Consider the following 12,853-nt stretch of genomic DNA (forward strand, 5'->3'; position numbering starts at 1 on the left):
AGGGTCGCCTTTCTTTTGCCTACGTTTCTTTGGCGAAGCAAAGAAAAGTAGGTCGGCCGCCGGGCCGAGACCCGGCCCCGGAACCCAAAAACCTAGCGAGCGTGCGTAACCCCACCGTCCACCACCAGCGTAGACCCCATCACATAGTCCCCAGCCCGAGAGGCCAGATAGATGGCGGCACCAGCCATGTCCTCAGGCGTACCAATGCGCCCAGCAGGAATCCGTCCCTTGACCTCATCCCCATGATCCCGCGCATCCTTGTTCATATCCGAAGCGAACGCTCCGGGAGCAATCGCACTGACCACGATCCGATCCTGCGCCAACCGCAACGCCATCCGCCGCGTCAACTGAATCAACCCCGCCTTGCTAGCCGCATACGAATAAGTCTCCTGCGGATTCACCGAAATCCCGTCGATGGAAGCAATGTTGATCACCTTCGACAGATGATCCGTAGCCGCCTTCTTGAGCATCGGCGTCAGCGCCTTGGTCAGGAAGAAGGGCGTCTTCAAGTTCAGGTCGACGACCTTGTCCCAGCCACTCTCTGGAAACTCTTCATACGGCGCGCCCCAAGCAGCCCCCGCGTTGTTGACCAGGATATCGAGCGACCCTTCATGCTTCGCATAAGCATCGACCAGCGCCTGCGCCCCCTCCACAGTCGACACATCAGCCGGCAGCGACACACAATGCCCAAAAGCCGACAGCTCCTTCGCCGTCTGATCGCAAGCCGCCGCCTTGCGTGCCGAGATGTACACGCGCGCCCCCTGCGCCAGGAAGCCCTCGGCAATCATGCGACCGATGCCGCGCGAGCCGCCGGTGATCAAGGCGCTGCGGCCCTTCAGCGAGAAGAGTTGGGTGGTGTCCATGTGCGTTTGTCTCCTGAGTGGTGAAAGAGAGGAAGGTGAATTCCCGTCAGGAGAAAGCTTAGTCCGCGACGCGCCCGCGCCGCGTCACCTAGGCGGCAGCAGGAGCAGAAGGCAGCGCCAGCCGGCGAGGGCTCTCGAAGGTGCGCAAGGCGCCGTTCAGCGGGTCGACAAAAGACAGCGACCGCGCCAGCAGCTGCAGCGGCCTGTCGAAGTCGTCATTCCCCGCCGGCTGCAGCGTGGGATAGAACGGGTCGTTCACGATCGGCAAACCCAGCGCCTGGCAGTGCACCCGCAGCTGGTGCTTGCGGCCGGTGACGGGCGAGAGTTCCAGCAGCGCATGGCCGTCGCGGGCCTCGCGCAGCACGATGCGGGTTTCGGAATTCGGCTCCCCGGGCGCTTCGCGCATGCGCATGAAGTGGTCGTCGTCCACCAGCCGGCTGCGGTACACAGCGGGCACCGACGACACGCCCTCCTGCCACGGCACGACGGCTTCGTAGTGCTTGTCGATGCGCCGCTCGGGAAACATCGCCTGGTAGGCGCCGCGCGTCTCGCGGCGCACCGAGAACAGCACCAGTCCCGAAGTGTTGCGGTCGATGCGGTGTAGCGGCACGAGGTCGTCCAGGCCGAGCTTGCGCTTCAGGCGCACCAGCAGGCTCTGCTGCACGTACTTGCCGGTGGGCGTGACAGGCACGAAGGGCGGTTTGTCGACCACCACGAGGTCGTCGTCCTGGTGCAGCACCAACTCTTCGAAAGGGATGGGCGTCTCGGCGTCGAGCGCGCGGTAGTAGTACACGCGCAGCGGCGACTCGTAACGCCGCGTGGTGGTGATGGGCACGCCGTGCTCGTCGCACACGTCGTTCGCTTCGATGCGCGAGAGCCAGGCCTCGCGCGAGATGGCGGGAAAACGCTCGACGAGAAAGTCGGCGATGGTGGGCCAGGGGCCGTAAGGCAGCGAGACACAACTCGGGCTCACGCCGTCGCGCGTGGGCATCGGGATGGGGAAGCGGGGGCGCGTCATGGCGCGGCGGCGTCCAGCACCGACAGCACCTCGGCGAACGACGGCCGCGCCGCCACGTCGGGCTGCAGGCAGCGCGCCGCGAGCGTGGTCAAGGGAGAAGAAGCTGCATCGTCGCAGCGCTCGGCCAGCTCTTCGAGCAGGCAGCCGAACGCGCGCATTTCCACGCCCTGCAGGGCTTTCGCCAGTGCCGGGTCGAGCGCGCCGGTCATCCAGCCCGCGCCGAAGTCGCCGAGCCGCCCGCCGTCCTGCGCGTGCCACAGGATGTTGTGGGCGTACAGGTCGCCATGCAGCAGGCCGCGCGCATGCAGGTGCGCCATGGCCGCCGCGATGTCGCGCGCGATGCGCAGGGCGGTGCGGGTGGTCCAGTGCGCATCGTCGGCGTAGACGTCGCGGGTGCACGAGGCCAGGCTCGGCGGGCCCGCCAGGGTGCGGAACGAGGGCGGCACCAGCGCCATCACCAGGCCTTCGGTGCCGTCGGGGTGGCCGTCGATGCGGCCCTGTGCGGCGATCAGCGTCGGGTGCGCGCCGGCCGCGATGCAGGCCGCCATCTCGCTGTGCGGCCAGCCGTCGCTGGTGACGGCACCCTTGAACAGCTTCACCGCCACGGGCTGCGCGGCGCCATCGGGTGTGGCCAGCGTGGCGCGGTGGATCACGCCCGAGGCGCCTTCGCCGAGCTTCGGGCCGAGCGTCAGGTCGCGCCAGTCGACGTGCGGCACGGTGGGCGCGTCGATGGCGGCGTCTTCGGTCGGCGCGTCGAACGGATTGCCCGCGCACGCCAGCCAGGCCAGGCGCGGCAGCGTGTGCAGCCACTCGGGCAGCGCCTCGAAGCGGTTGGCCGACAGGCGCAGCAGCTCGAGTTGTCGGCAGCGGGCCACCGACGGCGGCAGGGCGCGCAGGCGGTTGCCGGCCAGCATCAGCTTCTGCATGCGGGTGCAGTCGCCGAGGGTGTCGGGCAGTGCCTCGATGGCGTTGTCGGTCAGGATCAGCCAGCGCAGCGAGGGCGGCAGCGCCTCGGCGGGTACGTGGGCGATGCGGTTGGCCTTGAAGCCCACGATGTCGAGCTGGCGGCACTGGCCGATGGAGGCCGGCAGTTCGGTGAAGCGGTTGTCGGAGCAGAACAGCACGCGCAGCTTGTGCAGCCGGCCGAGGTCGTCGGGCAGCGCGCTGAGCGCATTGCCCGTGAGGTTCAGCGTTTCGAGGGTGTCGGCGAGCGCAAAAATCTCGCGCGGGAACTCGGTGAGTCCGCACGAGAGGTCCAGTCGTCGTGCGCCAGCCAGCCGGCCGGCGCGCAGCTCAGCCAGCGTGTTCGACATTGTCATTCCCAGAGTCTATGCGGCCGCCGCCGGGCCGCCCCAAGGCGAGCCGCGCCTCCCCCTTGGGGGGTGGAGTTACACGCAGCGAAGCGAAGTGAAAAGCCGGGGGGCCTCAGGCTGCGCCGAAGCGGTAGATGCCGTCGGCATCGAGCGTGCGCTTCACCTGCCCCGAGAACCACAGCAGGTGCAGGTGGGCCACGGTCTCGCCCATGGCGAAGGTGATCTGGTGCAGGTCGAGCTCGCGCTTGAACAGGATCGGCAGGCCCTCCGACGCCGTGATCGGGCGCGCGAGGCAGGCTTCGAGCAGCTCGGCCAGGCGGTCGCGGTGGTGCTCCTGCAGCTGGTCGACGCGGCGGTGGATGCCGGTGAAGGGCTTGCCATGCGAGGGCAGGCCCAGCGTGTCGGCCGGCAGGGCCTTGAACTTGTCGATGCTGTCCAGGAACAGGCGCAGCGAATTGGCCTCGGGCTCGCCCGCATGCACGCTCACATTGGTCGAGATGCGCGGCAGCATCATGTCGCCGCCCAGCAGCAGCTTCGGCTCGGCGCAGTACAGCGCGATGTGCTCGGGCGCATGGCCGTAGCCGCTGATGCAGCGCCAGTCGCGTCCGCCGATGCGGACGATGTCGCCGTCCATCATGCGCACGTAGCGGGCGGGCACGCTGGGCACCATGTTGGTGTAGTAGCTGGTACGCGCGCGGATCTTGGCGATCGACTCGGGGTTGGTCAGCCCGTGCGAGGCGAAGAAGTCGGCCGCCGCGTCGCCGCCCGCGAGCGTGTCGCCGGCGCTGCACAGCACGCGCGCCACGTGGTAGTCGGTGGCGCTGATCCACAGCGGCGCGTTCCAGCGCTGGCACAGCCAGTCGGCCAGGCCGATGTGGTCGGGGTGCATGTGGGTCACGATCACGCGCAGGATCGGCAGGCCCTGCAGCTGGGTCTCGAAGATCTGCTCCCACTGCGCGCGGGCCTCGTCGTGCGCGATGCAGCAGTCGACCACCGTCCAGCCCTCGACGCCGTCGATCGCGTCGCGCAGCAGCCAGAGGTTGATGTGGTCCAGCGCAAAGGGCAGCCGCATGCGGATCCAGCGCACGCCGGGCGCGACTTCCAGTGCTTCGCCGGCGGCGGGCAGGGTGTCGCCCAGGGGGTAGTGGAGTTCGCGTTCGAGGAGGTTCATGTATGATTGACGTTTACGTAAACGTCATGGGTTGAGGCTTCATTGTAAAGAATGCGCCGCCAACCTGCTGTCGCCCCCGCAACCCTTGCCGCCCATGCCCGCGCAGACCTTCACCATCAGCCAGCTCGCCAAGGAGTTCGACCTCACGACGCGCGCCATCCGCTTCTATGAAGACATGGGCCTGCTGTCGCCTGAGCGGGCCGGCCTGCAGCGCGTGTACAGCGCGCGCGACCGGGCGCGGCTCACGCTCACGCTGCGCGCCAAGCGCCTGGGCCTGACGCTGGTCGAGGCGAAAGACATCCTGGACATGTACGACAGCCCGCGCGACACCGTGCCGCAGCTGGAAAAATTCCTGGGCGTGCTCGGCGCCCACCGCGCGCAGCTCGAGGCGCAGCTGGCCGAGCTGCAGGCCAACCTCGCCGAAGTGCGCGAGCACGAGAAAAAGGGCCGCGCCACGCTGGTCAAGGCCCAGAAGGCACAGGGCGCAGCCAAGACTCCCAAGACTGCCTGATCCGAGCGGGACTCAACCCCTCGTCGACAATAGCGCCATGCTCCGCAAATCCGCAACGTCCCGCTCCTGCTGTTGCCGTTGGCTTCGGGCACTTGCCCTGGCTGCGTGCGCCGCATTGGGGGCCGTTTCAGGGTTCGCGGCGCCGAGCCGTGATGCACTCTTTGAAAGACTGAAGGCCGGCACTGTGCCGAGCGAGGCATTCCTCACGCACATCCAAACCGGCATCGACTTCAGGATGGAGTCCTACGAGAACGTTCGACAGGCCATGCTGGCGTGCCACTCTCGCTTGGTGGACAGGCGCTCGCCGACATTCTTCGTGCCAGCCGTGGTGCGCCTCACTTCGCAGTTCATGCCTGAGATCGCGAAGCTGCGTCAGTCCGAGGCCAACGTCGCCTATGCGCGACAACAACTCGCTCTTGAACTGACCTACGCCGGCCATTCGATCAACGAGATGATCGCGTTAGACGACTATTTCCGCTCGACCGATGGACAGCGAGCCAGAAAAATCGAGGAGGCCGCTACGGTGATTCGCCTTCTTGAGACGGCCACGCGGGACGAGCACAGCGGTCACTCTTGGCAGTGGCCGATCGGGCACGTACTGGCTTACATGGATGAGGTCGGCCTCCGAGCTGACTTCCTCTCGGCAGTAGAGAACGAACGGTTCGAGACATCGCGGTTGTTGGATCAGGTGACTGTGGAGATGGGCCAACTGCTGCCTGAGGAAGTGGCCGAGCACATTGACCGAATCAGCTGGGAGGGGGTACGCGTGCAGCTCGGCCGCGTTCTCTCGATCCGCGATACACAGCTCCTGACCAATCCACCCATGGAGCGCTACCTTTATAGCAACGAGGTCGCTCGCGCTTTTTCCCGGCCGGGGGCGTCTTTCACACTGTCGAAGGACCCGCAGCAGATCGCACAGATAACATGCGACCTGGCCATAGGAAAGTCGTGTCCTTCGGAGGTCGTGGAGCGCGTGCGCAGATGGCAGTCTGTGATGCGCGAAACCTCCAGGCCCGACGTTGCCAGGCTCCACAAGATGATTCAAGCAGCTCCAGAGTCGGGCTGCTCTGCCATCCCCTTGCCTGTTGTATCCAAATAGTCTGAAACAACCGCCTGAACTCCACCATGCCCTCCGACAACCTCGACGACCTCTTTGCCCACAACCGTGCCTGGTCCGCCCAGATGGAGCGTGACCGGCCCGGCTTCTTCACCGGCCTTGTCAAGCAGCAGACGCCGCGCTACATGTGGATCGGCTGTTCCGACAGCCGCGTGCCCGCCAACCAGATCACCGGCCTGGAGCCGGGTGAGGTGTTCGTGCACCGCAACGTCGCCAACATCGTGGTGCACTCCGACCTCAACGCGCTCTCGGCGATCCAGTTCGCGGTCGAGCACCTGAAGGTCGAGCACATCATGGTGGTCGGCCACTACGGCTGCGCCGGCGTGAAGGCTGCGCTCAGCGGCAAGCGCATCGGCCTGGCCGACAACTGGATCCGCCACATCCAGGACGTGCGCGACCGCCACAGCGTGATGCTCGACAGCCTGCCCGAAGACGTGCGCGTCGACGCGCTGTGCGAGCTCAACGTGGCCGAGCAGGTGGTCAACGTGGCCGTCAGCACCGTCATGGTCGACGCCTGGGCGCGCGGCCAGAAGGTGCGCATCCACGGCTGGACCTTCGGCGTGCACGACGGCCTGCTGCAAGACCTCGGCCTGAGTGTCGAGGGCGACAAGCCGCTCGACGCCATCTACAAGGCCGCCGTGCAGCGCATCCGCTACAAGTGGAGCAAGCCCGCAGGCGCCTCGCCGTCGGCGCAGGCAGGTGCCGACGGCACCGAAGGCACCGAGACCCCGCCAGCCGCCTGAGCGAACCCGCCGCTGCCATCGCCGGTCCTGTCGCCATGTTCCCGCAGCGCCTCGATTCCCCGCTGGCCTACGACATCGCGAAGGCGATGATCGACGGGTTCAACCGGCACTACCGGCTGTTCCGGGCCGAATCGGCGCGCGCCAAGCACCGATTCGAGACCGCCGACTGGCATGGCCAGCAGCGGGCGCAGCGCGAGCGCATCGAGTTCTACGACCTGCGCGTGAACGAGGCCGTGGCCCGGCTCGAAAAAGAGTTCAAGGCCGGCGACCAGCCCATGGAGGTCTGGCACCAGGTCAAGCTGCACTTCATCGGCCTCTTGGTGAACCATCACCAGCCCGAGCTGGCCGAGAGTTTCTTCAACTCGGTCACCACGAAGATCCTGCACCGGGCCTACTTCCAGAACGACTTCATCTTCGTGCGCCCGGCCATCAGCACCGAGTACATCGAACCGCGCGGCGCACCCACCTACCGGCCGTACTACCCGTCGCAGGCGACGCTGCCCGACATCATCGAGCAGATGCTCGACGACTTCGCGCTGCAGGGCAGCTACGCCAACAAGCGGCGCGACGCCGAGCGCGTGGCGCACGTCATCCTGAACCGCTTCCACCAGGTCAAGCTGCGCGCCAACTTCCAGTTGCAGGTGCTGTCGGGCCTGTTCTACCGGAACAAGGGCGCCTACGTGGTCGGCAAGATCATGAACGGCTTCACCGAGATCCCGTTCTCGCTGCCCATCCTGCACGACACCCACGGCAAGTTCTACATCGATGCGGCGCTGTTCGGCGAAGACGACCTGCAGATGCTGTTCAGCTTTGCACGCGCCTACTTCATGGTCGACATGGAAGTGCCCTCGGCCTGGGTGCAGTTCCTGCGCTCGCTCATGCCGCGCAAGCCGCGCGCCGAGATCTACAACGCACTCGGCCTGGCCAAGCAGGGCAAGACGCTGTTCTACCGCGACTTCCTGTCGCACCTGAACTACTCGAGCGACCGCTTTCGCATCGCGCCCGGCATCAAGGGCATGGTCATGCTGGTGTTCGACCTGCCCTCGTTCCCCTTCGTGTTCAAGGTCATCAAGGACTTTTATCCGCCGCAGAAGGACACCACGCGCGAGCAGATCAAGGGCAAGTACATGCTCGTGAAGCAGCACGACCGCGTGGGCCGCATGGCCGACACGCTCGAGTACAGCAACGTGGGCTTTCCGCTCGACCGCTTCGAGCCCGAGCTCATCGAGGAGATCCGCAAGTTCGCGCCCAGCCAGCTCGAGATCGGCGACCGCGACGGCAACGGGGAGATGGAGGTCGTGCTCAAGCACGTCTACATCGAGCGCCGCATGATCCCGCTGAACATCTACCTGCAGGAAGCCTTCGACACGCTGGCCCATCCCGAGAGCCCGGCCCAGGCCCGTCGCGCCAAGGACCAGCTGGAGCACGCGGTCATCGAGTACGGCAACGCCATCAAGGACATGGTGGCCGCCAACATCTTTCCCGGCGACATGCTGTGGAAGAACTTCGGCGTCACGCGCGGCGGCAAGGTCGTGTTCTACGACTACGACGAAATCGAATACGTCACCGACTGCAAGTTCCGCAAGGTGCCCACGCCGCGCAACGAAGAAGACGAGATGAGCGGCGAGGTCTGGTATTCGGTCGGCCCGAAGGACGTGTTCCCCGAGACCTTCGAGCCCTTTCTGCTGGGCAACAAGGACGTGCGCGCCGCCTTCATGGCGCACCACGCCGACCTGCTCGACGCCGCCTTCTGGCAGCACCACAAGGAACGCATCCAGGCCGGCCAGATGCTCGACGTGTTCCCGTACGAAGAGTCGCAACGCTTCCAGCACGAAGGCCACGCGACGCATTTCTGACCGCCCGTTTCCGATTTCCGTTTTCGTTTTGTCTTTGATTTCACTTTCACATTTCTGAAGGAGACCTCCATGTCCGAATCCATCGTCATCGTCGGCGCCGCCCGCACCCCCATGGGTGGCTTCCAGGGCGACTTTTCGTCCCTCTCCGCGCACGACCTGGGCGGCGCGGCCATCAAGGCGGCCGTCGAGCGCGCCGGCATCGCGCCCGAGAGCGTGGGTGAAGTGCTGTTCGGCAACTGCCTCATGGCCGGCCAGGGCCAGGCCCCGGCGCGCCAGGCGGCCTACAAGGGCGGCCTGCCCGACAGCGCGGGCGCCGTCACGCTCAGCAAGATGTGCGGCTCGGCCATGAAGGCCGCGATGCTCGCGCACGACCTGCTGCTGGCCGGCACGCACGACGTCATCGTGGCGGGTGGCATGGAAAGCATGACCAACGCGCCCTACCTCATGCTCAAGGGCCGCGGCGGCTACCGCATGGGCCACGACAAGATCTATGACCACATGATGCTCGACGGCCTCGAAGACGCCTACCAGCCGGGCCGCTCCATGGGCACCTTCGGTGAAGACTGCGCCGCCAAGTACAACTTCACGCGCGAGCAGCAAGACGCCTTTGCCATCGCCAGCGTGCAGCGCGCCAAGGCCGCCACCGAATCGGGCGCCTTCAAGGACGAGATCACGCCCGTCACCGTCAAGGGCCGCGGCGGCGACACCGTCATCTCCATCGACGAAGGCCCGGGCAAGGTCAAGCTCGACAAGATCCCCACGCTCAAGCCCGCGTTCAAGAAAGAAAACGGCACCATCACCGCCGCCTCGAGCTCGTCGATCAACGACGGCGCCGCCGCGCTGGTCATGATGACCGAGTCGCATGCCAAGAAGATCGGCGCCAAGCCGCTGGCGCGCATCGTCGGCCACGCCACGCACGCGCAGCAACCCGAGTGGTTCTCCACCGCGCCGGTCGGTGCCGTGCAGAAGCTGTTCGCCAAGACCGGCTGGAGCGTGAAGGACGTCGACCTGTGGGAAGTGAACGAGGCCTTCGCCGTCGTGCCCATGGCGCTCATGCACGAGCTCGACGTGTCGCACGACATCGTCAACGTGAATGGCGGCGCCTGCGCGCTGGGCCACCCCATCGGCGCCAGCGGCGCGCGCATCATGGTCACGCTGCTGCACGCGCTGAAGGCGCGCGGCAAGAAGCGCGGCGTCGCCACGCTGTGCATCGGCGGCGGCGAAGGCACCGCGGTCGCGCTCGAATTGCTATAACGCCAGGAGCCGCCGGCGCCCGGGAGAGGGCGCCGGCCGGTTTTCCACCCCGGACAGTTCAAACAAAACCATGCGTAGAGCAGGAGATTTCATGCGCCCATCCATTCACCGTACCGCCGTTGCCGCCGTGCTCGCTACCGCCTTCGTGGCAGGTGGCGCCTGGGCCCAGAAGCGCGACAACGTGCTGTTCCAGGCCGCCACCGACGAGCAGCCGGCGGTGATCAAGACGCTCGAGAAGCTCGTCAACATCGAGACCGGCACCGGTGACGCCGAAGGCATGGCCGCCGCCGGCGCGTACCTCGAAGGCGAACTGAAGAACCTCGGCTTCACCGTCACGCGCAGCAAGTCGGCCGGCCTCGTGGTCGGCGACAACATCGTCGGCAAGCTCAAGGGCCGTGGCGGCAAGAACCTGCTGCTCATGTCGCACATGGACACCGTGTACACCAAGGGCACGCTCGCCAAGGCGCCGTTCCGCATCGAAGGCGACAAGGCCTACGGCCCCGGCATCGCCGACGACAAGGGCGGCAACGCCGTCATCCTGCACACGCTCAAGCTGCTGAAAGACTACGGCGTGCGCGACTACGGCACCATCACCGTGCTGTTCAACACCGACGAGGAAAAAGGCTCCTTCGGCTCGCGCGACCTGATCCAGGAAGAAGCCAAGCTGGCCGACTACGTGCTCTCGTTCGAGCCCACCAGCGCCGGCGACGAGAAGATGTCGCTCGGCACCTCAGGCATTGCCTACGTGCAGGTCAACATCACCGGCAAGGCCTCGCACGCTGGCGCCGCGCCCGAGTTGGGCGTGAACGCATTGGTCGAAGCTTCCGACCTCGTGCTGCGCACCATGAGCATCGACGACAAGTCGAAGAACCTGCGCTTCAACTGGACCATTGCCAAGGCCGGCAACGTGTCGAACATCATCCCGGCCAGCGCCACGCTGAACGCCGACGTGCGCTACGCACGCAACGAAGACTTCGACGCCGCCATGAAGACGCTCGAAGAAAAGGCGCAGCAGAAAAAACTGCCCGAGGCCGACGTCAAGGTGCTCGTCACGCGCGGCCGTCCGGCCTTCAACGCGGGCGAGGGCGGCAAGAAGCTGGTCGACAAGGCCGTGGTCTTCTACAAGGAAGCCGGTGGCAGCGTGGGCGTCGAAGAGCGCACCGGCGGCGGCACCGACGCGGCCTACGCGGCGCTCTCGGGCAAGCCCGTGATCGAAAGCCTGGGCCTGCCCGGCTTCGGTTACCACAGCGACAAGGCCGAGTACGTCGACATCAGCGCCATTCCGCGCCGCCTGTACATGGCCGCGCGTCTCATCATGGACCTGGGCGCCGGCAAGTAAGCCACGCACCCACCGACAAGAAAGAACTGGAGACAACGCCATGCTGCTCAGCGCAGACCAGGAAGCCATCCGCGACGCCGTGCGCGATTTTGCGCAGGCCGAGCTCTGGCCCAACGCCCCGAAGTGGGACCGCGACCACAGCTTTCCGAAAGAGGTGCACCAGGGCCTGGCCGCGCTGGGCGCCTACGGCATCTGCGTGCCCGAGGAGCATGGCGGCGCGGGCCTCGACTACCTCACGCTCGCGCTCGTGCTCGAGGAAATCGCCGCCGGCGACGGCGGCACCAGCACCGCCATCAGCGTGACCAACTGTCCCGTCAACGCCATCCTCATGCGCTACGGCAACGCGCAGCAGAAAAAGAAGTGGCTCGAGCCGCTGGCCCAGGGCCAGATGCTCGGCGCCTTCTGCCTCACCGAGCCACAGGCCGGCAGCGACGCCTCGAGCCTGCGCACCACCGCGCGCAAGGACGGCGACGGCTACGTGATCGACGGCGTGAAGCAGTTCATCACCAGCGGCAAGAACGGCCAGGTCGCCATCGTCATCGCCGTGACCGACAAGGGCGCCGGCAAGCGCGGCATGAGCGCGTTCATCGTGCCCACCGACGCGCCCGGCTACAACGTCGCGCGCTTGGAGGACAAGCTCGGCCAGCACAGCAGCGACACCGCGCAGATCAACTTCGACAGCTGCCGCATCCCGGCCGAGAACCTCATCGGTGCCGAAGGCGAGGGCTACAAGATCGCGCTCGGCGCACTCGAAGGCGGGCGCATCGGCATCGCCGCGCAAAGCGTGGGCATGGCCCGCAGCGCCTTCGACGTGGCCGTGGCCTACGCCAAGGAACGCCAGGCCTTCGGCGGCGCCATCTTCGACCAGCAGGCCGTGGGCTTTCGCCTGGCCGACTGCGCTACGCAGATCGAAGCCGCGCGCCAGCTCATCTGGCACGCCGCCAGCCTGCGCGACGCCGGCCGGCCCTGCCTGAAAGAAGCCGCCATGGCCAAGCTCTTCGCCAGCGAAATGGCCGAGCGCGTGTGCAGCGCCGCCATCCAGACCCTGGGCGGCTACGGCTACGTGAACGACTTTCCGCTGGAGCGCATCTACCGCGACGTGCGCGTGTGCCAGATCTACGAAGGCACGTCGGACATCCAGAAGCTGCTGATTCAACGCGCGCTCGCCTGAGATCGTCTGATCACGTGAACCAACGCCGTGACCTGAGTGGGTGATGTTTCGGGTGGGGCGGTGCGTTCCAGTCGCTGACGCTTGACGGGCGTCCGAGCGACCGTTTACATTGCCTTCGCCTCGTGATGAGCGAGGCCGGGTTTAGCAGCCCGCTGACATCCTGCGACGAAAGCCGCAGTTACCGCACATGGTCTGCGGCTTTTTCGTTCGTGCTCCTTTTTAGGCGGCTCGAATGGGAGGGCTCGCGCCCTGCCGGTTTCCGCAAGGATGTCCCGGTCTGCTAACCCGTTCGAGCCGCCGCCCTCGTTTAGCAGCGGGTGCGTCGGTTGTTGCAAGTCGACATCCTTGGAGGCCTATGGCCACTGTTCCAAATGCGGGTACCGACGCCGGTTGCCCTTGCGCGTCTCAACGCTCCACTGTTGTTGGATTCCGCCGATCGCTGACCCTAGATTTCCATTGAATACTGACCCACCCGTTTTGTGAGCCTGAAGGCTTCA

The 12,853-nt window shown here is 66.2% G+C and carries 11 protein-coding genes; 7 read left to right on the forward strand and 4 right to left on the reverse strand.

The window, feature by feature from the left end; all coding sequences use genetic code 11:
- Positions 1 to 92: 92 nt before the first annotated feature.
- The 4 genes from AC07Y4_RS31590 to AC07Y4_RS31605 form a co-directional block, all read right to left on the reverse strand.
- Positions 93 to 863, reverse strand: a complete 771-nt coding sequence (locus AC07Y4_RS31590; RefSeq protein ID WP_062478757.1) for an SDR family oxidoreductase — start codon at positions 861 to 863, stop codon at positions 93 to 95.
- Positions 864 to 951: 88 nt separating this feature from the next.
- The gene (locus AC07Y4_RS31595; protein WP_487850641.1) at positions 952 to 1,881 is read right to left on the reverse strand and encodes a pseudouridine synthase; all 930 of its coding nucleotides are present in this window, start codon (positions 1,879 to 1,881) and stop codon (positions 952 to 954) included.
- Entirely contained in the window at positions 1,878 to 3,194 is a 1,317-nt protein-coding gene (locus AC07Y4_RS31600) for a leucine-rich repeat-containing protein kinase family protein (RefSeq protein WP_487850640.1), read from the reverse strand. The genes AC07Y4_RS31595 and AC07Y4_RS31600 overlap by 4 nt, the downstream gene beginning before the upstream one ends.
- A 112-nt stretch (positions 3,195 to 3,306) precedes the next feature.
- Positions 3,307 to 4,365, reverse strand: coding sequence for an MBL fold metallo-hydrolase (locus AC07Y4_RS31605; RefSeq protein WP_487850639.1), 1,059 nt, complete (start codon positions 4,363 to 4,365; stop codon positions 3,307 to 3,309).
- Between the two features lie 94 nt (positions 4,366 to 4,459).
- On the opposite strand from AC07Y4_RS31605, the gene AC07Y4_RS31610 reads away from it, so the two are divergent.
- From AC07Y4_RS31610 to AC07Y4_RS31640, 7 genes are all read left to right on the forward strand, one after another.
- The gene (locus tag AC07Y4_RS31610; RefSeq protein ID WP_390348344.1) at positions 4,460 to 4,876 is read left to right on the forward strand and encodes a MerR family transcriptional regulator; all 417 of its coding nucleotides are present in this window, start codon (positions 4,460 to 4,462) and stop codon (positions 4,874 to 4,876) included.
- A 37-nt stretch (positions 4,877 to 4,913) separates the two neighbouring features.
- A complete protein-coding gene (locus AC07Y4_RS31615) occupies positions 4,914 to 5,975 on the forward strand; it encodes a hypothetical protein (RefSeq protein WP_495275616.1) in 1,062 nt (353 codons plus the stop codon).
- Positions 5,976 to 6,001: 26 nt separating this feature from the next.
- On the forward strand, positions 6,002 to 6,736 hold the full coding sequence (can, locus tag AC07Y4_RS31620) for a carbonate dehydratase (protein ID WP_062478745.1): 735 nt from the start codon (positions 6,002 to 6,004) through the stop codon (positions 6,734 to 6,736).
- A 35-nt stretch (positions 6,737 to 6,771) separates the two neighbouring features.
- Entirely contained in the window at positions 6,772 to 8,592 is a 1,821-nt protein-coding gene (gene aceK / locus AC07Y4_RS31625) for a bifunctional isocitrate dehydrogenase kinase/phosphatase (RefSeq protein ID WP_062478759.1), read from the forward strand.
- 69 nt (positions 8,593 to 8,661) lie between these two features.
- Positions 8,662 to 9,846, forward strand: coding sequence for an acetyl-CoA C-acyltransferase (locus tag AC07Y4_RS31630; RefSeq protein WP_095746933.1), 1,185 nt, complete (start codon positions 8,662 to 8,664; stop codon positions 9,844 to 9,846).
- Between the two features lie 91 nt (positions 9,847 to 9,937).
- Entirely contained in the window at positions 9,938 to 11,185 is a 1,248-nt protein-coding gene (locus AC07Y4_RS31635; protein ID WP_487850637.1) for a glutamate carboxypeptidase, read from the forward strand.
- A 40-nt stretch (positions 11,186 to 11,225) separates the two neighbouring features.
- Positions 11,226 to 12,356, forward strand: coding sequence for an acyl-CoA dehydrogenase family protein (locus tag AC07Y4_RS31640; RefSeq protein WP_447747409.1), 1,131 nt, complete (start codon positions 11,226 to 11,228; stop codon positions 12,354 to 12,356).
- Positions 12,357 to 12,853: the final 497 nt, after the last annotated feature.

Source organism: Variovorax sp. GW460-12-1-14-LB1 (genome assembly GCF_059423605.1).

Excerpts from the sequence above, each read along its gene's own strand:
- AC07Y4_RS31590 (WP_062478757.1), bottom strand. The coding sequence starts at position 863 with ATGGACACCACCCAACTCTTCTCGCTGAAGGGCCGCAGCGCCTTGATC.
- AC07Y4_RS31595 (WP_487850641.1), bottom strand. The coding sequence starts at position 1,881 with ATGACGCGCCCCCGCTTCCCCATCCCGATGCCCACGCGCGACGGCGTG.
- AC07Y4_RS31600 (WP_487850640.1), bottom strand. The coding sequence starts at position 3,194 with ATGTCGAACACGCTGGCTGAGCTGCGCGCCGGCCGGCTGGCTGGCGCA.
- AC07Y4_RS31605 (WP_487850639.1), bottom strand. The coding sequence starts at position 4,365 with ATGAACCTCCTCGAACGCGAACTCCACTACCCCCTGGGCGACACCCTG.
- AC07Y4_RS31610 (WP_390348344.1), top strand. The coding sequence starts at position 4,460 with ATGCCCGCGCAGACCTTCACCATCAGCCAGCTCGCCAAGGAGTTCGAC.
- AC07Y4_RS31615 (WP_495275616.1), top strand. The coding sequence starts at position 4,914 with ATGCTCCGCAAATCCGCAACGTCCCGCTCCTGCTGTTGCCGTTGGCTT.
- can (WP_062478745.1), top strand. The coding sequence starts at position 6,002 with ATGCCCTCCGACAACCTCGACGACCTCTTTGCCCACAACCGTGCCTGG.
- aceK (WP_062478759.1), top strand. The coding sequence starts at position 6,772 with ATGTTCCCGCAGCGCCTCGATTCCCCGCTGGCCTACGACATCGCGAAG.
- AC07Y4_RS31630 (WP_095746933.1), top strand. The coding sequence starts at position 8,662 with ATGTCCGAATCCATCGTCATCGTCGGCGCCGCCCGCACCCCCATGGGT.
- AC07Y4_RS31635 (WP_487850637.1), top strand. The coding sequence starts at position 9,938 with ATGCGCCCATCCATTCACCGTACCGCCGTTGCCGCCGTGCTCGCTACC.
- AC07Y4_RS31640 (WP_447747409.1), top strand. The coding sequence starts at position 11,226 with ATGCTGCTCAGCGCAGACCAGGAAGCCATCCGCGACGCCGTGCGCGAT.